22 protein-coding genes are annotated in these 25,539 nt (G+C 47.6%); 7 read left to right on the top strand and 15 right to left on the bottom strand.

Translation table 11 applies throughout. The features are described from left to right. Positions 1 to 129: 129 nt before the first annotated feature. Positions 130 to 2,544, top strand: a complete 2,415-nt coding sequence (gene ppsA, locus V7S65_RS02040) for a phosphoenolpyruvate synthase (protein ID WP_336386384.1) — start codon at positions 130 to 132, stop codon at positions 2,542 to 2,544. Between the two features lie 102 nt (positions 2,545 to 2,646). On the opposite strand, the gene V7S65_RS02035 is transcribed toward ppsA, so the two are convergent. The 3 genes from V7S65_RS02035 to V7S65_RS02025 are packed head-to-tail and all read right to left on the bottom strand — an operon-like array spanning position 2,647 to position 5,360. After that, entirely contained in the window at positions 2,647 to 3,342 is a 696-nt protein-coding gene (locus V7S65_RS02035; RefSeq protein WP_079468473.1) for a LytR/AlgR family response regulator transcription factor, read from the bottom strand. Between the two features lie 4 nt (positions 3,343 to 3,346). Beyond that, positions 3,347 to 4,408 carry a sensor histidine kinase gene (locus tag V7S65_RS02030; protein ID WP_336386385.1) on the bottom strand — a complete coding sequence of 354 codons (1,062 nt, stop codon included), beginning with the start codon at positions 4,406 to 4,408 and terminating at the stop codon, positions 3,347 to 3,349. Further along, positions 4,401 to 5,360: a hypothetical protein gene (locus V7S65_RS02025; protein WP_336386386.1), complete on the bottom strand. Its 960-nt coding sequence runs from the start codon at positions 5,358 to 5,360 to the stop codon at positions 4,401 to 4,403. The genes V7S65_RS02030 and V7S65_RS02025 overlap by 8 nt, the downstream gene beginning before the upstream one ends. Positions 5,361 to 5,536: 176 nt before the next feature. On the opposite strand from V7S65_RS02025, the gene V7S65_RS02020 reads away from it, so the two are divergent. Then, entirely contained in the window at positions 5,537 to 6,769 is a 1,233-nt protein-coding gene (locus V7S65_RS02020; protein WP_336386387.1) for a TlpA family protein disulfide reductase, read from the top strand. A 106-nt stretch (positions 6,770 to 6,875) separates the two neighbouring features. On the opposite strand, the gene V7S65_RS02015 is transcribed toward V7S65_RS02020, so the two are convergent. The 3 genes from V7S65_RS02015 to V7S65_RS02005 form a co-directional block, all read right to left on the bottom strand. Continuing rightward, positions 6,876 to 7,910, bottom strand: coding sequence for a hypothetical protein (locus V7S65_RS02015; RefSeq protein WP_339545051.1), 1,035 nt, complete (start codon positions 7,908 to 7,910; stop codon positions 6,876 to 6,878). A gap of 73 nt (positions 7,911 to 7,983) precedes the next feature. Beyond that, positions 7,984 to 8,949, bottom strand: a complete 966-nt coding sequence (locus V7S65_RS02010; RefSeq protein WP_111580094.1) for a FecR family protein — start codon at positions 8,947 to 8,949, stop codon at positions 7,984 to 7,986. Next, the gene (locus tag V7S65_RS02005) at positions 8,949 to 9,557 is read right to left on the bottom strand and encodes an RNA polymerase sigma-70 factor (protein ID WP_111580093.1); all 609 of its coding nucleotides are present in this window, start codon (positions 9,555 to 9,557) and stop codon (positions 8,949 to 8,951) included. Before V7S65_RS02005 ends, V7S65_RS02010 begins: the two co-directional genes overlap by 1 nt. A 90-nt stretch (positions 9,558 to 9,647) precedes the next feature. On the opposite strand from V7S65_RS02005, the gene V7S65_RS02000 reads away from it, so the two are divergent. Continuing rightward, positions 9,648 to 10,877, top strand: a complete 1,230-nt coding sequence (locus tag V7S65_RS02000; RefSeq protein WP_336386389.1) for a cytochrome-c peroxidase — start codon at positions 9,648 to 9,650, stop codon at positions 10,875 to 10,877. Between the two features lie 103 nt (positions 10,878 to 10,980). Continuing rightward, a complete protein-coding gene (locus V7S65_RS01995) occupies positions 10,981 to 11,157 on the top strand; it encodes a hypothetical protein (RefSeq protein WP_336386390.1) in 177 nt (58 codons plus the stop codon). A gap of 7 nt (positions 11,158 to 11,164) precedes the next feature. Here the strand turns inward: V7S65_RS01995 and V7S65_RS01990 are convergent, their stop codons facing one another. From V7S65_RS01990 to V7S65_RS01970, 5 genes are all read right to left on the bottom strand, one after another. Then, positions 11,165 to 13,177 (bottom strand): hypothetical protein, encoded by a 2,013-nt coding sequence (locus V7S65_RS01990; RefSeq protein WP_336386391.1) that lies wholly within the window; start codon positions 13,175 to 13,177, stop codon positions 11,165 to 11,167. 124 nt (positions 13,178 to 13,301) lie between these two features. Next, entirely contained in the window at positions 13,302 to 14,156 is an 855-nt protein-coding gene (locus tag V7S65_RS01985; RefSeq protein ID WP_336386392.1) for an EamA family transporter, read from the bottom strand. A 347-nt stretch (positions 14,157 to 14,503) separates the two neighbouring features. Then, positions 14,504 to 15,439, bottom strand: a complete 936-nt coding sequence (locus V7S65_RS01980) for an NADP-dependent oxidoreductase (RefSeq protein ID WP_111580089.1) — start codon at positions 15,437 to 15,439, stop codon at positions 14,504 to 14,506. 224 nt (positions 15,440 to 15,663) lie between these two features. Next, positions 15,664 to 16,893, bottom strand: coding sequence for a PepSY-associated TM helix domain-containing protein (locus V7S65_RS01975; RefSeq protein WP_336386393.1), 1,230 nt, complete (start codon positions 16,891 to 16,893; stop codon positions 15,664 to 15,666). Between the two features lie 304 nt (positions 16,894 to 17,197). After that, complete coding sequence (locus tag V7S65_RS01970) at positions 17,198 to 18,550, bottom strand: TlpA family protein disulfide reductase (RefSeq protein WP_336386394.1); 1,353 nt, start codon at positions 18,548 to 18,550, stop codon at positions 17,198 to 17,200. Between the two features lie 209 nt (positions 18,551 to 18,759). Here V7S65_RS01970 and V7S65_RS01965 point away from each other — a divergent pair, with 209 nt between their 5' ends. After that, positions 18,760 to 20,508, top strand: a complete 1,749-nt coding sequence (locus V7S65_RS01965; RefSeq protein ID WP_336386395.1) for an ATP-binding response regulator — start codon at positions 18,760 to 18,762, stop codon at positions 20,506 to 20,508. 12 nt (positions 20,509 to 20,520) lie between these two features. Here V7S65_RS01965 and V7S65_RS01960 read toward each other — a convergent pair whose 3' ends face one another. Next, positions 20,521 to 21,252, bottom strand: coding sequence for a metallophosphoesterase family protein (locus tag V7S65_RS01960; RefSeq protein ID WP_339545046.1), 732 nt, complete (start codon positions 21,250 to 21,252; stop codon positions 20,521 to 20,523). A 176-nt stretch (positions 21,253 to 21,428) separates the two neighbouring features. Between V7S65_RS01960 and V7S65_RS01955 the strand changes: the two genes are divergently transcribed. Further along, positions 21,429 to 22,142, top strand: coding sequence for a 2OG-Fe(II) oxygenase (locus V7S65_RS01955; protein WP_336386397.1), 714 nt, complete (start codon positions 21,429 to 21,431; stop codon positions 22,140 to 22,142). Between the two features lie 3 nt (positions 22,143 to 22,145). Here the strand turns inward: V7S65_RS01955 and V7S65_RS01950 are convergent, their stop codons facing one another. Both V7S65_RS01950 and V7S65_RS01945 read right to left on the bottom strand, forming a co-directional pair. After that, positions 22,146 to 22,568 (bottom strand): secondary thiamine-phosphate synthase enzyme YjbQ, encoded by a 423-nt coding sequence (locus V7S65_RS01950; protein WP_079469993.1) that lies wholly within the window; start codon positions 22,566 to 22,568, stop codon positions 22,146 to 22,148. Positions 22,569 to 22,590: 22 nt separating this feature from the next. Then, complete coding sequence (locus V7S65_RS01945) at positions 22,591 to 23,853, bottom strand: PQQ-dependent sugar dehydrogenase (protein ID WP_336386398.1); 1,263 nt, start codon at positions 23,851 to 23,853, stop codon at positions 22,591 to 22,593. Positions 23,854 to 24,042: 189 nt separating this feature from the next. Here V7S65_RS01945 and V7S65_RS01940 point away from each other — a divergent pair, with 189 nt between their 5' ends. Continuing rightward, positions 24,043 to 24,474, top strand: coding sequence for a response regulator (locus V7S65_RS01940; protein ID WP_159454209.1), 432 nt, complete (start codon positions 24,043 to 24,045; stop codon positions 24,472 to 24,474). A gap of 5 nt (positions 24,475 to 24,479) precedes the next feature. On the opposite strand, the gene V7S65_RS01935 is transcribed toward V7S65_RS01940, so the two are convergent. Beyond that, positions 24,480 to 25,466, bottom strand: coding sequence for a GlxA family transcriptional regulator (locus tag V7S65_RS01935; protein ID WP_079468486.1), 987 nt, complete (start codon positions 25,464 to 25,466; stop codon positions 24,480 to 24,482). Between the last annotated feature and the right edge of the window lie 73 nt (positions 25,467 to 25,539).

The raw sequence follows: 25,539 nt of genomic DNA, 5'->3' as shown, positions 1-25,539 counted from the left end.
TTTCGCTTTTATCCGGGTTGCCGTTATTCCATTTCCGCATGATCTAATTTGGTGTCATAGAAATCTAACCACGTTTTGGGAGACAAAAAACCGTCCTTCCATATTATTATTCACTAAACTCATTTTTACATGAGAGAAAGTATTGTACTGCCGCTCCACGCGGTGGGCATGGATGCTATTGCCTTAGTTGGCGGTAAATCGGCCTCGCTGGGTGAGATGATTGCCAACTTATCGGAAGCAGGCGTAGCGGTTCCTTCCGGATTTGCCATCACCACCAAAGCATACTATGATTTTATGAAGCAAAGCGGGCTCGAACAATTTATTGCAGAGCAGGTGGCCACGGTAGACTACAGCGACATCATCACCCTGCGCAGGGCGGGTCAGAAAATACGGCAGGCTATCAGCAGCACCCGTTTTCCGCACGAGCTGAGCGAAGAAATCATTGCCGCGTATTATGCTTTATCGCATCAATACGGACAGGAACAAACCGATGTGGCCGTGAGGTCGTCTGCTACCGCGGAAGACCTTCCTGATGCCTCCTTCGCCGGTCAGCAGGAAACCTTCCTCAACGTAAGAGGCCCCGCGGCTTTAATTGATGCTGTAAGAAACTGTTTTGCCTCCTTATTCACCGACCGTGCCATCAGCTACCGCCAGAACTTCGGGTATGATCATTTTAGTATAGGCTTATCCGTATGTGTGCAGAAAATGGTGCGTGCGGATCTTGGCGCCTCCGGCGTAGCCTTCTCCCTCGATACCGAATCCGGATTTAAGGAAGTAGTGGTGATCAACGGCTCTTTTGGTTTGGGAGAAATGGTTGTGCAGGGCGCCGTATCACCGGATGAATTTATTGTGTTCAAACCCTGTATGCAAGACGGCTACACTCCTATCATTGAAAAGAAACTGGGGGTGAAGGATAAGAAAATGGTGTACGGAGAAAGCAGTGATGAAAGAACAAAGATTATCCCGGTAGAAAAAAAGCAGCAGCAACATTTTTGTTTAAACGATGCACAGATCATGCAGCTGGCTACCTGGGTGCGCTGCATTGAAACTTACTACTCTGAGAAAAAAGGCCGCTGGTGCCCGATGGACGTAGAGTGGGCGGTAGACGGCCTTACCAATGAACTGTTCATCGTACAGGCACGGCCGGAAACCATTCATTCGCGCAAAGATCATAACCAGATCACCACCTATGCAATCAATCATAACGGTACGCTTCCCCGGCAAGTGCTGAAAGGCATCGCCGTTGGCGATAAGATTGCAGTGGGCAAAGTGAATATCCTCTTCTCCCTCGACAACCGCCTGATTACCGGCAGCGAATTTAAACCGGGCGACATCCTCGTTACAGACATGACTGATCCCGACTGGGAACCTATCATGAAAATGGCTTCCGCTATTGTAACCAATAAGGGCGGACGTACCTGTCATGCTGCCATAGTAGCCCGTGAAATGGGCATTCCCGCCATTGTTGGCTGCGGCGATGCTACCGAAAAATTAAACGCCGGCCAGGACATCACCGTGAGTTGCGCAGAAGGCAGCGATGGTATTGTATATGAAGGTATCCTGCCGTTCCGGGAAGATAAACTGGACCTGAGCACGCTGCCTTCCATCCGCACGCCACTGATGCTGAATGTAGGATCTCCCGCGATGGCATTCCAGTTCACACACCTGCCAAACAAAGGCGTGGGACTTGCCCGCGAAGAGTTTATCATCAACAACTACATCAAAGCGCATCCGCTGGCGTTGCTGAAACACAAAGAACTGAATGATCCCGAACTGTCTGCAAAGATTGCACAACTCATCCAGGGACATGCCAGTGAAACAGATTACTTTATTGATAAACTCGCGTATGGCGTAGGAAAAATTGCCGCCGCCTTTTACCCGGAAAAAGTAATTGTTCGCTTCTCCGATTTTAAGAGTAATGAATACTTCAATTTATTAGGCGGTAAATACTTTGAGCCAACTGAAGAAAATCCTATGATAGGCTGGAGAGGCGCTTCCCGCTACTATTCCCCCGAATACAAACCTGCTTTTGAACTGGAGTGTAAAGCCATCCTCAAAGTAAGGGAAACAATGGGGCTAAAGAATGTAGTGGTGATGATCCCCTTCTGCCGCACCGTGGAAGAGCTTCAGCTGGTGCTGGCTACGATGGAGGAATTCGGACTGCGCCGCGGACAGAACGGACTGGAAGTATACCTGATGGCCGAGCTGCCATCCAACATCATGATGGCCGAAGAATTTTCTGCATACATAGACGGATTCTCGATAGGATCCAATGATCTGACACAGCTCACACTTGGTCTCGACAGGGATTCTTCCCTGGTGGCCAATCTTTATAACGAGCGTAATCCCGCCGTGCAACGGCTGATTGCACACCTGATCAAGGTAGCGAAGCAACAGAACGTAAAGGTAGGAATCTGCGGGCAGGGTCCATCGGACTTTCCGGATTTCACCAAATTCCTTGTTCAGTTAGGTATAGATAGTATTTCAGTTACACCAGATGCAATCATAAAAACGGTGATGGCGATTCATGAGGCGGAGGATTAGAAAAGGAGTAGCCCCGGGGACCTGAGGAGTCCGGGTTTCAGGGGTTCAAATTAAAGATGGCCTGCCGGTTGGCGGGCCATTTTTAGTTTAAATGCAATAATGTTACCGCTGCATATTAATCGCTTCCATGAACTGTTTCAGATACGCATCTCCAATAGGTACATGATGATCGCCGGTGAAAATACGTTGCCGTTCTATGCTGTCTATTTTATCCAGGGAGATGATAAACGATTTATGCACGCGCAAAAAACGGAAGGGCGCCAGGATGTCTTCAAAGCTGCGGAGGTTTTGTAGCGTAAGGATCTTCTGTTTGGCAGTTTGTATAGCTACGTAGTTACGGAGCGCTTCTACAAAAAGGATATCCTTTACATCTACCCGCACGATGCGTTTATCGGTGCGCACAAAAATATAGTCGGTGCCTGCGGGCTGCGATATAGCGGGAGCGCTTTTTGCCAGCACCCGTTGTACAGTACGGGCGAAGCGCTCAAACGATACGGGTTTCAGGAGATAGTCCACCGCTTCGCGGTCGAAGCCTTCCACGGCGTATTCATCGTAGGCAGAAACAATCACTACCTGCATGCCGCCCGGTGCGAGCTGCATAAATTCTATGCCGCTGAGTTCCTGCATTTGTATGTCCAGGAATACTAAATCTACCGGCTCATTTTTTACAAATGCCAGCGCTTCCTGCGGATGATGAAATGTTTTCAACAACTGCAGATCCGGCGTTTTGTTGATGAAGGCCACCAATACCTGTGCGGCCAGTGGCTCATCATCTACCACTATACACTTTACTGCCATATTGTTACCAGTTGACCGTTAAGTTAATGAAATATTCTGCTTTACTTTCGGTGATCTCCAGCTGATGCTGACCGGGATAGATCAGTTGTAAACGTTTCCGCACATTATCCAGTCCGATGCCGCCTGTTTTATCGTGATGAGCGCCGGAAATAAAATTATGCACACTAAACACCAGTTGTTGCTCACTTCCCTGCAACGTAATGGTGACCGGCTTCTCCGGGCGATTAGTGATCCCATGTTTAAAAGCGTTTTCCACGAAAGGCACCAGCAACAGCGGCGCGATACTTTTATCCGGCAGTTGCGCGGGCCAGTTGAAAATAACACCTTGCTCACAACCTGTGCGGATCCGCTGCAGGGCTACAAAATCCTGCAGGTAGCGGATCTCCGCCAATACCGGTTCCCGGCCCTCAATATCAGCCGGCTGATTTACCATATAGGCGAGCAGGTTAGTGAGGGTTTTATTGGCCGGCACTACCTCCGGCGAGCCTGTTAGCGCCAGTGAATAAATGCTGTTCAGACTATTGATAAGAAAATGTGAATTCAGCTGCATCTTTAAAAAACCTGATTCTGCCTGTAATTGCTTCTGTTGTAAAATGGCCCTGCGTTTATCTTCGTCCAGCCACAACATAAAAAGATGTACGGAAAAAGCGGCTATTATGATGACGGCTCCGCTCCATAATCCGTTTACCAGGTATTGCGGCAGTGTGGTATATATTTCCACCCGTTGCCCCTGTTCTATCCGGTAGCCTCTGTACAATGTTTCTTCCGGGAAAAAGTTTTTTGCCACGGCATACTTCAACAGGATAAATCCCAGCAGTATTGGTATCAGCCAGCTAAACAGTTTTGCCACATTCTTCTTTTCCAGGAAAGGTGGCAGGATCCATTTCAGGTAAATGTAAAACTGGATAAAGTTCAGGAAGCCAAATAATCCGTCGTTGATGGTGATGCGCCACAGCACCTGCGGAATGTGCCGGGTGGCCATCAGGAGACTCACGCCATATACCAGCAGCATCCATACCAGCAGCAGGAGCAAAAACTGGCTGATATGTTTACGGGCGCTATGCATATAGTTTTATTTTGTGAGCAAGAGCAATGTCGCGCTGTGTGAGTAACAGCGTTAGTTCATGCGTATGCACTTCTACCGTGATATTAATATCCGCGGTTGTGTCTTTGAACTGTTGCAGGCTTTCTTCCGTTAGCTGTTGTAACTGTAGCGGAGCAATGAGGCCCGGATGTTCTTCCCCGGTTACCCGGAGATGTAAATGCGGAGTGGCTATCAGCAATGCGTGCAGGTGGACATACTTCTCAAAATGCACCAGTTCTTTTTTTACCGTCACCCGTTCGTTTTCCAGTGCTTTGTCGTACAACATATACCGCAGCAGGTCGGATAGCAGCAGGATGGCCTGTGTACCTTCGTGTTCGCGTGTCCGTTCATCTTCCAGTACCGGTGTAAGCAGCTGCAGGTGGTGAAGCAGTTGCCGCGAGCCGGTGTGCATCCGCTCATACCGTGCATGGGCCTGGGCTGCGGTGACAGCCAGCAGGCGATCGGCAGGATCTGTATTGCGCCATTGCAGGAACAGGTAATAGCCATATGCCAGCAAAGACACGCCAGCGCCGGTTTTAAGCGTAGCGGGCAAATAAGTGGTAAACGGCATATATACTTTAGGAAATCCAATGAGCGGGATCATGCCCAGCAGTACCTGGTCGGGGAAAAAGAAATAGCCTGCTGCGTACTTGATCACAGAAAAGATACCGATCAGCAGCAACGCACCGGCGGCTGCTTCCAGGTACTTCCGTTCTTTCAGGGGCCGGGGCAGCCATACAAATGCCAACAGGTAAAACAACTGGAAGTTAATACAGCCATACAACACCTCGCGTACCAACACCCACTTCATCCCAAAAGATGAAGGCCAGTTTACCCGGATCATGGGAAAGGCGTATAAGAATATTAACGCCATCCACACGGCGAGATGTACCAGGTACCGGTATGGTTTATATGTGCGTTTACTGTTCAACAAGTGCTGAAGGTACTATATACCCTCTTTGTTTTTCCATAAAACAGCGGGTATTTTTTTGGTCCCCAGCTCCTGCCGGTTCGTACATTATTGTACCCGGTATGTCCATTATCTGTAAGCATCAAAGAAACGATGTTTACTTTGCCGGTACATTCATAAAAAATAAATTACTACCAATAATGAAGAAAGCAGTTTATGCGATGTGCCTACCCGTGACCCTTTTAGCTGCCCCGTCAGCCCTGCTGGCACAGCAGAACAACGTGGTAAAATCTATCACCGTAAAGGGTACCGTGGAATTTACCGATCCTAAAAGCAGCAGCAATATAATATGGCTGCTGAAAGACAATTTCAGCGGAAAGCCTGTAGTGGTAGATTCCTGCCTGCTGGCGCAAGACAATACCTTCACCTTTAAGATCAAACAGGACCACCAGGGCATCTATACGGTAGACGCCCTTCACTGGGACCGGGCTACTTTCTGGAGCGATGCAGATGTAAAAATGGATCTGAGGGGTTATGATACTTCTTTCTATAAAATTAAAATCCCGCATTATAACTATGTAGAAGGATCTTACGATAACAATTTCATTAACCTGATGACGCTGAACGGTGAGCTGAATTACCGTAGAATGATTGATGAGTACAACATGGAGTATTACGCCAAAAAAGCAACCGATACTACCTGGTACGGATATATGAAAAATACAAAGAAGTATAATCCTATGCGGGAAGATTTCAGCATCCGGGAAGAAGTGCTCACCCGCTCCTATGCCGATCGCCCGGTACTGGTATACGCCCTTCGCGGCATGGCAGGCACAGAGGCCGGCGCCAGATACGACAAGGCCATGCAGCTGCTCGACAAGCTCATTGCGCGTTACCCGTGGCTATCTGAGGCCAAACAGCTAAAGCAAACCATTATCACCAATAAAGCGCAGGCGATGAAACTGAAAACCGGTCAGCCTATGCCAACCGTAAAATACCCCGATGCCAACGGTGCACTGGCCGGACTGGAGAAATACAAGGGTAAATACCTGCTGGTAGATTTCTGGGCAAGCTGGTGCGGTCCCTGCCGCCAGGCTATTCCGAAAGTAAAGGAACTGTATGATGAATATAAAGCCAAAGGATTTGAAGTAGTAAGCATCTCCATAGACACAGATAAAAATGCGTGGAAGAAAGCCATGAAAGAAGAAGCAATGCCATGGGATCAGTTACTGAGCGATAACAAGGATAAAACGATGGAACAGTTCCAGTTTTCCGGTATTCCCACGCTTTATCTCGTGGATACGGAAGGTAAAATTATGGAAAGATTCACCGGGTACAGTGATGATGCAGAAGCAAAAATAAAGGAGGGCATTTCCAAAGGCACGAAGGCCAAAGCATCGCAACCAGCAAGCGTTCCGATGACGGGCTTCTGATGATATTACCAACCATTAAAAGGAAAAGGCCGTCTCCATATCGTGAGACGGCTTCTTTTTTATGATACTTTTATTGTTCTCTTCGTAAATGGAGAAAAAAACCTTATTATTCTTTATAAAAATTAAGGCGGTAGAAGATCCCGATCTGAAAACCTATCCATAATTTATTACTGCGGGTTGCATCCGGAGAGAAATTATTACTGATAGTATAAGGTGGTTTAAAATATTTTACATGTGCGAGCGCCTCGCTCTCCTCCATTTTCAGGGCGGCGGGTTTGCCATCTGTATAATAGGCTGTTTGCAGGCTATTCAGTACTGCCCCAAGCTGAAGCCGCCAATGATTACCTATTTGTTTTTCTCCAACGAGTGCCAATTTGTGTAGCTGCACCTTTACTGTTTTTTGTATATATCCCAGCGAGTCGTAGCCCGCTTCCATGTTTCCTGTAGTACCCTGCAGATGTAAACGCCAGCTGTCTGATAAACGTATGGAGGTACCTGCGCCATAACGGAGCATAGAGAAGGAGAAGTTAGTACTCCAGGAGCCCAGTGCGTAAAGGAATGGGAGTCCTGCCTGGATAGTTGGATTCACATAAAAAGATTCATCTGCTACCATTCCTGCGGCGGCATATGGTTTCAACGAAAACACGGGGCCGTTTCTTTTAACGCCACCGGCAATGGGTGTGTTGCCGTTTTCTGCATACCGCTGCGGAACCGGGGGGAATGCTATGGCCTTCGGCCTGATGTAGCCGGTATCTGTTTTCACTGTGTTCAACGCGGGAAATATTGCGTCTGTCTGTTTGGTAGTTACCGGGGAAACAGGGATAATTACAAAACGGGCGGGGGGTGTTACTCTTTCCTGTTTTACAACCGCAGGATTTTTTTTTGTGAGGATAAGCGCCAGGGCATCTACAAAAATAATATGACCACCCAGCACGCGGTAATCAATACCGGTATGTTCACGCAGATCTGTGAGCAGCCTTAATAAAGATTGCGGGCCTTTTTTCACATGTACGGTCCTGGAGGTAGGAAACTTCCGTGTGTTCACGGAAAACCGGATGCCTGCCTGTTTGCTGACGAGGGTCAACAAGGCGTCCAGGCGCATGTCTGCAACCGGAACAGTTACTTCTTTCTGTAAGTTCACTGTAGCTTCCTGAGCAAAAACGGTGGCTGTTAAAAAGGTTAACCCTACAGCTATAAAAAATTTCGATAGCAGACTAATTACATCCTGCCCCACTGATATATACCCTGTCATTCTCAAATCTACATTGTACATTCAACGTAACTGAAATCACTTCAAATACGTATTGTATTGGTTTATTCTCAAAGGCACTGCTCATGGTACAGTTCTCCAGGCGTTCATTTTCCAGGATCACTTTAATGTTGTATGCTTTTTCCAGTTGGGCGATGATTTCTTTCAACGAGGCATTTTCAAAATTAAAGATCCTTGTAGCGTACCCTGTTTTATTAGGATTAAAAGCGCGGGTGATACTGAAACGTTGGGAAATGATATTGTACTCCAGCTGTTGTTCTGCTTTTACTGTGATACTTGTATCTCCCTTGCTGACCAATACAGCGCCGCTGGTAACCGCTACTTCAATCACATTTGCCAGTCCGCGGACATTAAAGACAGTGCCCAATACTTTAATGCGCAGATCCCCTGCTGATACTATAAACGGTTTTAACGGATCAGAAGTTACATTGAACCAGGCTTCCCCGGTTAACTGAATGAACCTTGTTTTATCTGCGAGTCCCGGGGTATACTTTATAGCCGAGTGGCTGTTCACCACTACCTGGGAGTAGTCCGGCAGGGTATCGCGGTAAATGCCGGTGGTGGTTTGCCTGATGACCAAAGGAGTGTCTGCAGAAGATGGCCGCCATACAAAATAAAGGGTAGCGGCGCCTATCAGCACCAGTATGACTGCCGCCATGCGCCAGGTGCTCCTTTTCGGTTTATGCCCTGCTGTCTTTTGTGTGATTTCCTGAAATAAGAGCGCTTTATCCGGCAACTGGTGGTGCGGATTGTTCCCTGCTGCCTCCCAGGCTGCTGCTGCTTCGTTGTATAATTTGCGGTGATCCGGGTGCTGCATGATCCAGTCATCCACGGTCATCGCTTCTTCCGGAGAGGCTTCCCCGGAAAAGTACTTCCCTAATAACCCGTATAACAGCTCCCCGTTGCTCATTATGGTTGTAATAAAAGTAAAATAAATACAGCGATCATCATGTCCGACAGCTCCTCACGAAGGATCCTCAAGGCTTTTCCTATCTGGGCTTCCACGGTTTTTACAGAAAGGTTCATTTCTGCTGCAATGGCTGCATACTTCTTTCCTTCAAACCTGCTTTTGGTGAAAATCAGTTTACATTGTGGCGGTAATTTTTCGATACATACCATGATCCGTTGCTGAGTTTCTTTGCTGACCAGGGTATTCCTGAATTCGCCGGTAGTATGATTGTTGGTTGATACGTAATGATCTTTTATTTTTTCATGTCTTTTTATATTAAGACAATAATGGTAGATGGCAGTATACAAATAGGATTTCACCGACTGCTGTCCGTCTATTGTTGCCCTTTTCTCCCATAACTTCAGGAAAACCGCCTGTACTGCATCTTTCGCCTCATTATTATCTTTTAGTATGGTAAAGGCATAGCGGTGCAAACCTTCAAAATAAGTATGAAAGTATGTCTCTATCTGCCTGTACAGGTCATCTACCTTGCCAATATGTGCGTTCAATACAAAACCGGTTACCGTGATTGAAGTGATCGTTCCCTGATTATACACTTCAGCTTTCAAATCCCCCTATCTGTTTCAAAAATAATTTTTTAATGGTTCCCGGTAAGGGTAAAAATGAATTGAAGTGTATTAGCCCAAATATCTGTACTCATGACGAAAACCATCAGCAAAAGAAACCTGATTTGCCTGATAGCCGGGGTAGCCCTCCTTATTTTAAATTCGGTTTCCTGTAAAAAGGAGAACAACGGCGACACACCCGCTCCTATACCCAATGAGCCGAACCCGGAACCCGGAGGAAACGATCCTACCGCTCCCAACCTGCCGGGTACACTTTACGACTATGTGGGCACCCGCAACAATATGCCGCCTTACATGCAGGCATTTATGAACGCCAATCCCACCCTGGACAATACTCCTGTTGGCAATCCTATTACCAATGCCGGAGCTACCCTGGGCCGGGTATTATTTTATGATAAGGCATTGTCGGTGAATAACACCCGGTCGTGTGGTTCCTGTCACCACCAGGAAAAAGGCTTTACCGACGGCGTAGCAACATCTGAAGGATTTGAAGGGAATTTAACCCGGCGTAACAGTATGCCGGTGGTGAATCTCCGCTTCTTCCGGTCGGCCACCATGTTCTGGGACATGCGTGCCAAAGATATTGAAACGCAAACGCTGATGCCGATCCTGGATCATATAGAAATGGGCATACCTTCCCTCGCTGCTCTTGAAACGAAGTTAACAGGTATTAGTTACTACCCTGCACTATTTAAAGCTGCTTTCGGAAACGAAGGGGTTACCTCCGATAAAATAGCCAGGGCGTTATCGCAGTTCCTGCGGAGCATTGTATCCTTCAATTCCAGATATGACCAGGGAGTAGCCACGCAATTCAGCAACTTCAGCGCTTCAGAAAAGAATGGTATGCGGCTGATGCAGGCGGATTTCTGCACTGAATGTCACAGCGATTTCTCCACTGCCGGAGTAGGGAAAAATGCCTCTTACCTCATTGTGGACAATACCGGCGTGAATACCGGCTTTGGCTCCAACAACGGGTTGGAAAGTAACTACACCGACAAAGGCATTGGTGAGATCACCCACAAACCCGCCGACCAGGGCACGTTTAAAATTCCAAGCCTGCGGAATGTGGAGCTGACCGCCCCTTATATGCACGATGGCCGCTTTGCCACTCTCGAAGACGCGATAGAACACTATTCCACCGGGATCAAACAAAATCCAAATATCGGGATACAGTTTTCGGGAATACAAAGCGGAGGTTTGGTTTTTTCCGCGAAAGACAAAAATGATATTATTGCTTTTCTTAAAACACTGACTGATCAGTCGTTGGCAACGGAGCCTAAGTATGCGGACCCGTTTAAATGAGGAGCAGAAGGCGCTTCACGGAGAAGTGAGGCGCCTTCTGTTTTGAATTTGAAAAAATATGTTACTATTTATGTCTTCGTCATGTACTTAAACAAAGTGCTTTATGACAAAAAATATCCAGCTTGCGGCAGGCTTCAACAAGGTTGGCAAGCCAGTTGAGGATACCTCCGCACAGCCTTTAAGCAATGATAGCCTTTCCATGTCTATTAGAAATAAAAAGGAAGCTGATTTGTTTTTAGCAGCATTAAACATTGTAATAAAAATCGCCCGTCATAAATAACCGGGAATCATTTCACCGGTTTCAGTTCCAGCACTTTCACTTCGAACGGAGCCAGTTCAAACATAATCGTTTCATCACTATCCATTTCGCTTTGTTGTTTTACATCTTCCCTTACATTAAAGACGGAAAATTTTCCATGATAGCCAACCGGTAATTCCAGTACTTCATTTAACCGGAAAGCAACTTTTTTGGTTTCGGGAGATGGGTTTCTCCAGGTCAGGGTGCCTTCCCGGTGGTTCCATGCGGCGAAGCCATACACTTCCTGTTTGCCGGGGTCACCGCCAATCCAGTGTACATCGGATAATACATCGCGGTGTTTTTCGGACCAGCGCATGGCTTTGGCCAATACATTCCAGCTGTTGCTGCTCATCAGGTGCGGGTTGATATACAGTTCCTGCATGCCGGTACCGTTGCCAAAAAACTCCCAGATATCTTCTGCAATGCCTTTGTCGTCGTTGGTAAAGCCGGCGCCCACGCCATTTTCATTATTGATTACCACACCGTGATACATCATCGCGTTCAGGGGGTATAATTTTGCGCGCTGCACTACATTTTTATATACTTCCGCATCGCGGTAGTTGATCCATTGCTGTCTTTTGGTGCCGGCGCCCTGTACATCCATATCGCCGCCGGCGCGCCAGATGGCGTCGCCATAGTTAAGCCAGTAGGGAGAAGGCCAGGTGCCTACCGTTAAATTAAAGAAGAGGTCGGGTTTCATTTTGCGCAGATCGGTGATGACCCGTAAAAATGCTTCCACGTCTCTGGCATACTTCTCTCCTGCCCCGCTGGCGCCGTTGCCTGCGCCTACACCGTCGAATTTGAAACTTACCACGCCCTGGTCTTTTACAAAACCGGTAGTTAGTTTTCTGAAATAATCAAAGTAGTTTTTATCTGCCAGGCTTAGGCCGTTGTCGTTGGGTGTAAAAGGAAGATGGAGCGTTTTAATGCTGGCAAGGCGACTGATCTTTTCCTGGTCGTAGCCACCCCAGGGCGACACCCATACACCCATTGCGGAATGATATTTAGCGGCCAGCGCTTCCATCTTCTTAAACCCGTTGGGGAGGTGACGGCTGAAATACCAGAGTTTATTATAGTCGTCCCAGCCGCTGTCCCACAGGAAAGCGCTGATCTTTGCTTTGCGTTTTACCACGAGGCTGTCGCCAAACAGGCGGATACGGTCCATTGCGTTGGCTTCCGTAATTTCCCTGCCGTCGTAGCCCACATCGTACCAGGAGTTGTAATGCGGGAAAGGACGGTAAGGTACGGCGCGTACTTTTTCCAGGTAGCAGAGGAAGCCGCGACGCAGTTGTTTTTCCGGGGTAATGCCCCAAGCCACGCTCACATCAAACCCATTACCGGAGCGCAGTGTGGCAGATGCCGCTACGCTGCTTTGAACGCCTTTATCTGTTACATGTCCCTGCGCCATCGGATGTTCCAATGCAAAGAAGTTGTTGCCGGCTATCACCGGTGAGCCATCCACTGTGCCGGAGAGTTGCGGCTGATACGCCGATGGAACATTTACCAGTAGCAGTTCATCCACGGCAGACGCAGGGTCGGTGATATGAAAATGTTGCTGAATAAAGTTACAGCTATCATGTAAAGTGATCTGCCAGATCACGTGGATATCCTTTGCGGTATTTACCAATGTAAAGGTGAGTTGCTTACCCGGCAGGCGGTCTATCAGCCGTACTGCTGCCGGTGAGGAAGCGATGTTACCCGCGTCTTTTGTGCTAACCTGGAAATCGGCGGCGGTTAATACGGTACCATCTTTCAATTTTAATTCAAACAAATTATGTTGAGGAAAGGAGATGTTTTTTGCAGACAGTTTATCGGTGAATGCCACCTGTTGCAGATGGTTTTTCGATACGCTTACTTTTACTTCCAGGATATTATTTCCCAGTGTATTGGTGGCGGGTCGCGCCACTGCTGCCGCCGGGGCGGTACCGGCATAATACACCTGTGCAGATAAAGATAAACGGGAGAGCAGTAAGATGGCAATAAAAACGGATCTTCTTTTCATGGGTTGCAGCTGTTGAACGGAGGATAATGTTAGGCGATTTCAGCGGACTTTTCCGGCACAAACGATTGCGTGAAATTCGTGGCAGCATGAAAAAAGGACCGGGCAAAATGCCCGGTCCCCTCCTCTATTTGCGGAAATAATGTGCATTGAGCAGCAGCATCGACAGCAGCATTAGTGCAACGCCCGCCCACTGCAGGCCATTCACCGGTTCATGCAGGATAAAATGCGAGCATACAATGGCTACCGGCAATTCGGCAGTCATGATCACGGCGCTGATGCCCGCACCTACTTTAGGGATTCCTTTTGCAAACAGCAATGGCGGAATAATGGTGCCAAAAAGCGACAGGAACAGCGCCCACTTTAGCAGCCCTATATCGAAGTGAGTGCTGGCCACCAGTTGCGGCGCATTCACGAGGAAGATGCACAGCGTGGACCCGGTGATGGTGACTGCGCTTTTCTTACCGGCATCGAGCGATTTGCCTGCGCGGCTGTTGACAATCACATACACTGCATATAAAAAAGCGGAGGCGCCGGCATACAGCATGCCTTTCATCGACAGCCCGGCTAGGCCGCCGCCAGCCAATCCGCTGCCCATCCAGGTTCCCACCAGGATCAGTATGGTGGTGATAAGCTGTAATGCGGATGGCTTCTTTTTAAACAGCAGTGCTTCCATCAGCAGGCCAATCCAGGTGAACTGCATGAGGATCACGATGGCTACTGATGCCGGTATATAAGCCACTGACACATAATATACGAAACTGGTAAGGCCAATACATCCGCCTGTAATCAGCATCCAGGCCCAATCGCGGGGCTTCATGGGGTGGCGTTGCCGCCGGGTGATGAGATACAGGAGCCATAAAACAATCATGCCTGTAAAGGCTTGTGTAACGGATATTTCCGCGGCAGTATAGCCTTCGCGGTAGGCTAATTTTACAAAAGTAGAGAGGATGCCGAAGCTGCATGCGCCGGCGAAAACCATTAATAATTAATATATACCTGGTCATTATTTTCGGTTGTGTAAAAAATAAGAGAGAATACGGGTACACGAAAATAACCAGGTCAATAAACAGACTTAGTGCATATAAATGACGAACTGATTCCCGCAACAGGAATAGCTAAGAGCCGTAGTAATGCTGGTTATTTTGCGAACAAAACAACAACAGCAGGAGGAGGTGTGCTTGAATAAATACGGTGCATTTGTGTTTGATTATGGGCCACAAGATAGAAATATTTCTTTACATCTCTCTAAAAAAATCAACAGCGCCGGCGGCCGGGCCACCGCCTGTGTAAACTGCGCTGCTGTTATAATGGGATCGTTACTAACGGTTAAACCTGTACGATAATTTTACCTACCGTTCTGCCGGTTTCTATCTGTAGATGTGCCTGCTTCATTTCCTCCAGGGAAAACGTTTTGGACACGATGGACCTGAGCAGGCCCTGTTCCATCAAAGCAGCGATGCTGGCCATTTCTGCCCCGTTGGAAGCCACCAGGATGAAAAAGCCGATCATGCCTTTTGCTTCCGCTTTGGCAGTTACAGCTTCCCGGAAACCGGAAGGAATGCTGATGATGGTGGCGCCGGGTTTCATTACTTCGAGCGACTGATCAATGGTATCGCCGCCGATGGTATCGAGCACAAAATCGACCTCCGGTACGTGGTCTGTTAACCGCTGGTTGTGATAATCGATATGCTCATCTGCACCTAATCCCAGGATTACGTCTTTATTGGCAGCAGAAGAAGTACCGATAACATACGCACCGAGGCGTTTGGCCAGCTGCACTGCATAATGACCAACACCGCCCGCGGCTGCATGGATCAGCACTTTCTGGCCGGGCCTTATGCTGGCATGATCTATCAATGCCTGCCAGGCGGTAAGCGCCGCCAGGGTAGCTGCAGCCGCTTCCTCATGAGAGATGTTCGCCGGCTTTAACGCCAGGTGCGCCGCCGGCGCCGCGACATATTCCGCGTAGGCACGGCCGTGACCGGGAAAATTGACCATTCCGAATACTTCATCGTTTTCCTTGAACAGCGGCGAATTAGAGGCTACTACCACACCGGAAATATCCCAACCCAGGATCAGGGGGTTTTCCTCTTTCAGGATGTTGTACCGGCCATTGCCGGCACGGGTTTTAACATCTACCGGGTTAATGCTGATGGCCTTTACTTTTACCAGCACTTCGGCTTCAGCCGGTACAGGTACCGGCAGGTCCGTAAGTACTAAATTATCTACGCTTCCTGCGCTATTCAAAACAATTGCTTTCATACTCCAGGATTTATATGCGCAAATTTATACCTATAATGCCGCTATTCCCCTGTACATTAATGGTATAATTCTGTACATTTCCTGTATCAATACCGGTTGATGATCCTTCTTTATGGCAGTATGACACTCTTTATCTCCACTGGTGTGAGCTGAAGGCGATGGTAAGGGTACCAAATGAATGATACCCTTCTTTTCTGAATCTATATATCCGGGGAACATTTGCTTTATGCCGCTGCTGTTTGCGCCTTCTTTTTTACGGGCGCCGGCGTTTTCTTTTTCCGGCCTTTACCCCACCAGATAATAAACCCGGTGATGGGCAATGTGGCGCCGATCAGGCTGGCGAAAAATGCCATGAACTTACCGGGCAAACCCAGGATGCTGCCTACGTGGATATCATAGTTCATTCGCCTGAGCTTAGCGCCAAATTCAGCTTCTTCGAAGCGCTGTTCATATAATTTATTACCGGTAAGTGGTTCCAACGTGTGCTGATCAAATACGTACCGCTGATTGTTGTAGTACTGTCCTTTTTCAGGATATACAATAACGGTAATAGAAGCCGTGGCTTTGGAAGTATCCGGGAAGGCCATGTAAAAACCGGATGCCTCCGGATGTTTATCCACCGCTGTTTTCCAGGCGATGTCCATTTTCTGGCCGAGGTTATCATAGTGTTTTTTGCCAGCCTGCAGGGAGTCGGATTTCAGCTCCCTGAATTCGGGGAGTGTTTTTCCACCGGAAGTAGCCCAGTAGAGACTTTTACTCCACCATTCAAGACCGTATACCATACCGGTAACGCCTATAGCAAAAAGTACCAGCAGTGCGTAAAAGCCCAGTACGTTGTGCAGATCGTAGTTGACCCGTTTGAAGCTGGCTCCCCACTTTATTTTAAAGCTTTGGTTACGGGTACTTTTATTCCATCTTTTCGGCCACCATAATACCAGGCCGCTGATGAGGGTGATTACGCAGATCAGGGTGCTGTAGTTCACAATAGGGCGGCCGATCTTAAACGGCAGCCAGAGGAAGCGGTGCCCGTTAAGCACCCATCTGAAGAAATTCAGTTCTCCTTCTTTACGGTTTACCTTATTGATCACCGCGCCGGTGTAGGGGTTCAGCTTCAGGGTAGAACCTCCTCTCCTCGCGCCGATGTTGGCTTCCACTGCTTTGCCTTCTTTATAAAGTACATATCCTACAGATTTGCCGGGATATTCTTTCGCTGCTACTTCCAGGATCTTTGAAGGAGCGATGAGCGGCTGCGACTGCACCGGAACATTTGCTTCCGGTTCCATCCAGCCGGTTATTTCCTCATTGAATACATAGATGCACCCTGTTATACATACGATCACTACTATAATACCGGAAGCAATGCCCAGCCACAAATGCAGCCAGGCGGAGATGCGGTAAAACAGCGACCGGGAGTTTGCTTTTTTCACGGCCATTTTCTTTGAACTTGCATTCATATTTTTCTGCATAAAAAGTAATATCAATAATCTGCTTTGGCGATTGCCGTCATCTTTCCGCCATTAACCGTGAGCGCAACTGAAGCTTTAGTTTTCTGATATACATTTTAAACAGCTTTTATTGAAACGATGTACAGGCAAGGGCATAAGGTATCCGGGTATTCAGCATACAGCATACTTACAGGTATCTGACCTCCTGCAAAAGTAGACGTATATTGCTCAAAGCATTTTCGATATCGGGAATTTTTCGGGGGATTTATTTTTCCGGATTGCGACAGCTGTTTTTTTCAACTATCCATACACGTTAGTGCAGTGCGGCTTTCAGCTGTTCTGCCACAGCAGAGGTATAACCGGGCATGGCAATTATTTCGCGTTTTTTATTAAGAAGGATATAGGTGGGGTAGCCGGTAAGCTGCAATTTATCGGGATAGCCGCCGGTGCGGCCGTTGTACAGCGACAGTACCCCGGGAACCTTTTCGCGTTTATCCAGGAATGCTTTCATTGCCTGAAGATTGTCGTCAACGGAAACAGTAACAATGGTTAGTTTGCCGTTGCATTGGCTGATCCATGCGGGAAAGCTTTTCATTCCTTCCACGCAGCCCCAGCACCAGGTGGCCCAGAAGTCGACCAGGATAAGATCGGATTTGATATCTCCAAAATTCACGGTTTCATTCTTTTCATTTTTCAGTGTGAGCAGCGGAAATTTATTCCCGATGCGGGCGCGGGTATTTTCCGAGATAACACGGGAAAGCATGTTCCTGATGCGGAAGTTGGAGAGGCTATCCGGGATAGTGGCGCGGATACGACGCGACAGTTCATCTTTCAGCTCCGGTTCGCGGCTGATGCGGTATGCCTGGTTGCAGCCGGCTACCAGTGCCAGTTGTTGCAGCTGCGGCGATTTAAAGTAAGCGGCTTCGTGGGTCACCTTATCGATGAGTTGACCGGGGGGGCCTTTGTATCGCTGATGGGCCAGGTAAAGTATTCTTATCATCATGTCATTTCCCAGCAGTGCCATATAGAACGGATTTCTTTCCTGGATGCGCGGGTTATTGAAATAATCATTCTCAAAATGATCCATCAAACCAATGGTATCCGGCAGCTGACGGATAAATGCCAGGTAATAGCCCGCCGCATCATAGCGTAGCAGCGGGTAGGCTGCTGATGTAATATCTCCGGTATATTTTAATACTAGGTTGTGAAAGCGCTGAAAAACGGTATCTGCCGGCATGGTTAGCCGGAAATTACCGGTGGTATCCACAAATAAGGAATACCAGTTTTTCAGTAGCTCCTGTTCCATGTTATGCAGGAGCTGGTTCACGGGAACGCCGGCCGCATCAGTTACTGCAAGCTGGCCGGTAGTATCCCGGATGGTATAGGCGCCGCCCGGCAGTGCAAAAAAGGACAGCGACCTGTTTTCCACCAGCAGTTTTAGCAATGGGCCGCAGGAATCCGTTACGGTTACCCGGAAATTTCCCGCGCCGTTTGTATGTACTTTTAGTATTTCCACCGGTGCTTTACTGATATAATCAGCATAGCCGTACAGGGTGATAAGGCTGTGCGGATTTGCAGGTAGCTGCCCTTCAATAACGATGGCGCCTTTCCCCGCCACGGGTATGATAAACAGCCAGATGACCAGGTAAAACAAACGGACATTCATCTACATAATAATTTAAATATGAAAGTAGTGTTTATAACTGACAAAAAAATGTGCGTTAATTGTTCAAATCTTCACCCGGTAATTTTAAACCTCTGTTAAAACAAGAATGTTGTTTACAAAGAATTTACACTTGATAATCTACATTCTTCTACCTTGAATGCGTCAGGAAAGAAAAACCTGCAACCCCTTAACATGAAAACCTGGATTTTATGAAAAACAACATTACCCTTACCAGGATGAACAGCCGTAATGCGGAGGCAAACGAAACAAAGGAACGGATTATAAAGATTGTCAATTCCCTGGCTATAAGCGCCAGCCTGCTGGCATTTACGCTTGGATGCCTGTTATATTATATGACCGGCTACGGAATTATTTTTTACCCGGCCATGCTGGAAAGCGCCCTCTTTCTTTCCACGCTGCTGATTACCCGGTACAGTAAACCGGTTTACGGGAAACAGTTAATGTTTTTATTACACAGTATTTCTATCTGGTTTTTTGGCGTGTTGCTGGGACCTGCTTCCCAGATCTACCTGTTTGCCCCCTTCCTTGCTTTTTGTGTATTCCTGGTATTTGAAAAGCCGTTGTCGCAGGTACTGGCGCTTGTTGCCAGCGCGGTAGTAATGATACTGGTGGTGCTTAATTTCAGGTACCCGGTCATTGCTTCACTTCCACTTAGTAAGGAAACCGAATTATACTTACACTGGCTGGTGATCATTGCTGCCACTTTCCTGAACGGAACGGCCCTGTATTATTTTGCAAAGGAAAGCAGGTTTCAGAATAAACAACTCAAATCACTGGTAAACCAGCTTGACAAAGCCAACCAGGCCATGCGCATCTATGTGCGTGAAACCACGCACGAAATAAGATCTCCATTAAATGTGGTGAACAGCATCCTGCAAAATTATATTGAAACAGCCGACCAGGGAAAAAAGACGGTACAGGTAGGCATTGCCCACCTGGAAGCAGTACATTTTGCCTGCCAGGATATGCAGCTGGTGATGAGCAACGCATTGGGATGGTCGAAAATTGAGGAAGGAAAAGATGAGATCTGTCATTCGCCGTTCCACTTCAGCGACTGGGTACAGCATTTATGCGACACCTATGAATACCTCGCCAAAAGAAGATCTGTACATATAAATATTTCGTTGAGCGACAACCTGCCGGAGTATATCCTGGCAGACAAATCCAAGCTTCGCACTATTATCGTGAATCTGCTCAGCAATGCCATTAAGTTTACCACGTTCCGGTCGATCATTACCGTGAAGGCCGGCATGAAAAACAACCAGCTGGTGGTTTCCGTAACCGATCAGGGGGTGGGCATTTCCGCCGACCGGAAGGAACACATCTTTGATCCGTATGTGAGTGAACCGGGGCAACATACAGAATCCAGCGGGCTTGGACTGCCCATTGCCCGGCATATGGCCCGCATGATGGGAGGCGATCTCTCCGTAACAGATAACCCGGATGGCGGCGGCAGCATCTTCACGCTGCGGATGCCGGTGGAAACTACGACGCCCCCTCCTGCTACCGATCATATCATCGACTATTCCATATTAAACGGGTTGAAAGTACTGGTAGTAGACGACGACCACCTGAATCACCTCGCGTTTTCACTGGCGCTGAAACGCATGGGTATAGAAGCGATCCTGGCCGATTCCGGTCCGCAGGGACTTACCAAAGCGCGGCTGCATCAACCGGATGCGATATTGATGGACATGATCATGCCCTATACCAGCGGTGTGGAAATGTTGTCGCAGTTCAGGGCCGACCACCAGTTGCGGCAGATCCCCTTTATACTGGTATCCGGCAATGCCTATAGTGAAGTAAAGGAAGAAGTGATTGCTTCCGGCGCAGATGGATTTTTAAGCAAGCCGGTAAATATTGAACAACTATATACGATATTGAGAGACCTGGTAATCATGGCGGATACTACCCGGCCGGTTTCAATTGCCAGGTAGCCCTGATACATCCTACACTTTATCGCTCCCCGCTAAAAAATGTGCATAGAAATCCGGGATGGGACTGTTCCGGATACCCGCTATTGTTTCCTCCACCGGGTACGGCACTTTGCGGATAACCGGCGTAATTTCACTGCCGGCAACCGTTAGTTGCAGGTAAGCAGCCAACCGGTCTTTTTCCTTTGACCTGCCTACGGAACCGGTGTTGATCACCATTTTTCCCGCCGCTTTCAGCGGGCGTATATAAGAGAGATGGGTATGCCCGGTCACCATAATATCTGCATGGTGTTCGTCCATCATTCCCAGCAAATCATTTTCATCATGATCGTGGTAAAGGTATTCATCGTTGCTCCGGGTGCTGCCGTGTACCAGTAATACTTTTAGGCCGGCAACATCCACCTGTATAGAACGCGGCAGTTCTGCGAGGAAAGCTGCATGTTGCGGCATGATGGTTTCTTTTGTATAGTTGATGGCCCGGAGCCGCGCTGCCTGTTCTTCCGGCGTGTGTTTACTGAGCGGATATACAGGATGATCAAAGGCAATGCGTTCATCATGATTACCCATAATTACCGGGATGTTCTTTTGCCGGATCAGGTCTATTACTTCATTGTGCCACGGCGCCGCATCTGTAAGATCACCCAGGCAATATACCTGGTGGGCGCCAAACTGTTCTATGTCTTCCAATACGGATATCAACGCAGGCAGGTTTGCGTGGATATCACTGATGATGGCCAGCTTCAACATTCCATTGTTCATTTTGATATTTGCAACGTTACAATTTAATTTATGCGTTGCATATTTCACGCAATAATAAACCCTGAAAAATACAATTGTTCCGTTAAATAGTACCATTCGCAAGAACCGGGTTTTCTGTGGTGGCCCGTGCAGCTATTTTTGTATCTCCATAAAAAAAACACCAGATGAAAGATATTAAAAAGCGGTTGCTGGCGCACGACTGGCAGCACGCCACAGCACAGTTGAACGATCATGGCTATACCTTGCTGAAAGGCATGCTGGGCAAAGAGGAATGTGATTCGCTGATCAATGCCTACCAGGCAGATGACACCTATCGTAAAACCATTGTGATGGAGCGTTACCGTTTTGGGAAAGGAGAATATAAATACTTTCAATATCCGCTGCCGGAACTGATTACCACTATCCGCGAAACGGTGTACCCGTTTATTGCGCCGGTAGCGAACAAATGGATGGAGGTATTAAATATTACGCAGCGGTACCCTGCTACGCATACAGCGTTAAAAGAATATTGCCATGCCAACGGACAAACAAAGCCTACTATCCTGATCCTCAAATACGGCCAGGATGGCTTTAACACGTTGCACCAGGATCTGTACGGCGATATTTATTTCCCCATGCAGCTGGTAGTGTTCCTGAATGAGCCGGAAGAAGATTATACCGGGGGTGAGTTTGTATTAACAGAACAGATTCCGCGGGCGCAGTCCAAAGCCAATGTGCTGCTGCCACAACGGGGCGACATGCTGATATTTACCACCAATTTCCGGCCCGTAAAAGGCAGTAAGGGATATTACCGTGTGAACATGAAGCATGGCGTAAGCCCGGTGCATACCGGCAACCGGCATACGCTGGGCATTATTTTTCATGATGCGTTAAGCTGATTGTTATTCGCCCCATGCGGTGAGCAGCAGGTTCCGCGGGCCGCCATAGTTGCGGTGTTCGCAGAGGTACACGCCTTGCCAGGTGCCTAATGCGGGGCGTCCGTTGCGGATAGGGATCATAACAGAACTTCCCAGCAGGGCAGCTTTCAGGTGTGCCGGCATATCGTCGGAACCTTCATCATCGTGCAGGTATTCCGGATCATTTTCGGGGACTGCTTTATTGAAATACATTTCAAAATCTTTCCGCACGGTGGGATCTGCATTTTCATTCAGGGTGAGTGATGCGGAAGTATGCTGGATAAATACCTGCAGCATCCCCGTTTTTATTTCGGAGAGTTGTGGAAATGCCTGTATGATTTCTGTGGTGATAATATGAAACCCTCTTCTTCTTTGCTGTAGCTGTAATGCCTGCTGGAATATTTTCATGCGGTGCAAGTTAAACATTTCGTTATTGTCCGTATACCACTTTCCAGATGCGGTTGGTTTTATCGTCTGTTACCAGCAGGGCGCCGTTTTTTAATACGAGCAGTCCTACCGGCCGGCCTTTTACATCTGCCGTGGTGGAATCTTTTACAAAGCCGGTGAGAAAATCTTCCGGTTTACCGGTGGGTTTTCCATTGGCAAAAGGTACAAACAATACCTTGTATCCTGAGATGGGCTTGCGGTTCCAGGATCCGTGCTGGGCAATGAACGCGCCCTGGTGATATCTTTCCGGAAATTTATCTCCCCGGTAAAATACCAGCCCCAGGGAAGCAGTGTGAGCGCCCAGTTGTACATCGGGAATAATGGTATTGTTCACTTCCGGCGGGGCGGGATCTTTCACGCGGGTGTCTTTATGCTGACCGTAATACATCCACGGCCATCCGTAGAAACCGCCTTCCTTTACGCCGGTGAGGTAGTCGGGTACCAGGTCGTTGCCCAGCTTATCCCTTTCGTTTACCGTTACCCATAAAGTGGAAGTACCCGGCGCCCAGTCCATGCCCACGGGATTCCTTAACCCTGCTGCGTAAATGCGGCGCCCTGTACCATCCGGGTTAATTTCCACGATGGCTGCTTTTGATTGTTCCTTTTCAATACCTTTTTCTGCGTGGTCGGAGCCTGAGCCGATAGCGATATAGATTTTTGACTGGTCTTTATTTGCGATGATATTACGGGTCCAGTGCCGGTTTGTTTTTCCTGCCGGCAGGTCAGTTATTTTTTCCGGCGCCACGGTGATCACGGTGTCCCCGGTTTTGTAGGGATAGCGGAGTAAAGCGTTGGTATTGGCCACATAAAAATGGTTGCCTATCAGCAGCATACCGAAGGGTTGCTCCAGGCCGGTGAGGAAAGTACTGCGCAATTCCGGTATGCCATCGTGATCAGCATCCCGCAACAGGGTAATATGGTCCACACTATGCTTCATACTATTGGATTTATTGGCCCCAATAATGGCTGCACCGATCCTGGTAAAAAAGGAGTGGTTGCTGTTGGATTCTGCCACCAGGATATCCCCGTTGGGAAGTGCATACATCCACCGCGGATTTTCAAAACCATCCGCATATAACGAAACATGGAATCCCGCGGGGGCAATGGGCGTTTCTCCCGGTTTCCAGCCCCGTACCTGGCTGTAGTTGGTATGTGATTTTGCAGGTAACGGTAAGTGAACGCTATCCTGTGCGGACAGCTGATAAATGAAGGACAACAATACGAGTGACAACAAATATTTTTTCATGGGGATGTACTTTCAGGGTGATACTATCATCTTCACAATATTTGCGCCACTGGTGTAGTAATTAAAGGAACGCGACCATATGTATTACAAAATCTTTAATTTGAATGCAGACGCATTTTTGTTTATCTTCATATTTCCCCGCCGAAGATCCAAACGAATGTGAAGACCTAAATGCTTAAAATTTTAGCCATGACAAGACCACAACAAATAATGATTATTGATGACGATGCGGATGACAGAATTTTTTTCCAGGAAGCCATCAATAATATTTCCCCGGTTATAGAAACGCATGTATGTGACAGTGGAATACAAGCGATAGCTATGTTCCAGGAGAATAAAATTCCTGCTCCCGATTACATTTTCCTTGATTTCAACATGCCGCTGATGAATGGGCGGGAATGCCTGATAGAGCTGAAGAAAATCCTGCAGCATCAGTTAACAAATATTGTGATCCTGAGTACTTCTGATATGAAAGAAGACATGGAAGATGCTATGCGGCTGGGTGCAAAATTATTCCTTACCAAGCCCAATACTTTCCAGGAACTATGCACCATGCTGAAAGGCGTATTGGAAGGACGGTGGCATAAGATCTTTTCCAATTCCACAGGTACAGAAAAATAAAGGATTTATTTAGCAGCGGTTGCTCCTTTATTGTATTTGTTCCTATACTCCAGCGGTGACAAACCGGTGGTTTTCTTAAAGATGGTTCTGAATGCCTTTGTATCCGAATACCCAACTTCCCACATAATTTCATTGATGTTTTTACGGCTGCTTTCAAAGCTTTTTTTGGCCACTTCTACTTTAACCCGTTGAATATATTCCGACACCGTGTTACTGGTGGCTTTTTTAAATCTTCTTTCGAGGCTTCTGCGTCCTACGGCAAACATGGATGACAGCTGTTCCACCGTGATCTTTTCCTGCCAGTTCTGTTCAATAAATTCCTGCGCCTGTTTTACTGATTCATCCTGGTGTTCGCGCTGACCTTTGAAGATGGTGAAGGTAGCCTGGTTGGTGCGGTCTATTTCAATTTCAAAATACTTGGATGCCAGGATGGCCATATCGCGGTCGGTGTATTTCTCTATCAGGTAAATGAGCAGGTTCCAGAAGGAATTGGCGCCACCGCTGGAATAAATACCTTTTTCATCTGTAATGATTTTTTCAGATACCAGTTCTATATCAGGAAACATGTTCCTGAATTCATTGGCTGCCAGCCAGTGCGTGGAACAACGCTTTCCTTTAAGCAGGCCCGTGGACGCCAGTAAAAAGGCGCCTACACAAAGGCTCGCCACTTCTGATCCTCCCTCATGCTGCTGTACAATCCACGGATAAAAATCTTTATTCTGTTCTATTACCGTTTCACGCTCCCCGTTCACTGCGGGAATGATGATCAGGTCGGCTTTATGTTTTTCTGTGATCACTACATCCGGGGTTACTTTAAAGAACCGGTCGTATTCGTGCGCTTCTTTGGAGAGCCCTACCAGCTTAACGTTAAACAGCGGGTCCTTTCCAACGCTTTCCAGGAAATCGTTGGCTTTGGTAAACAGTACAAACGGGCCTTCAATGCAGCTGAGCGCAACAGCGCCTTTGGGAACGAGAATGGAGATCTGTTTCATAATTCAAATCTAAGATAAAAGTTTCTCGGAATCAACCCTAAACGGGTGATGAAAGTACCTTTATCTTATTAAA

Source organism: Chitinophaga sp. CCNWYY40 (genome assembly GCF_037483205.1).
Lineage (GTDB): Bacteria > Bacteroidota > Bacteroidia > Chitinophagales > Chitinophagaceae > Chitinophaga > Chitinophaga ginsengisegetis.
Note: the sequence above shows the minus strand (reverse complement) of the source record. Positions and strands in the feature narration are given on the sequence as shown.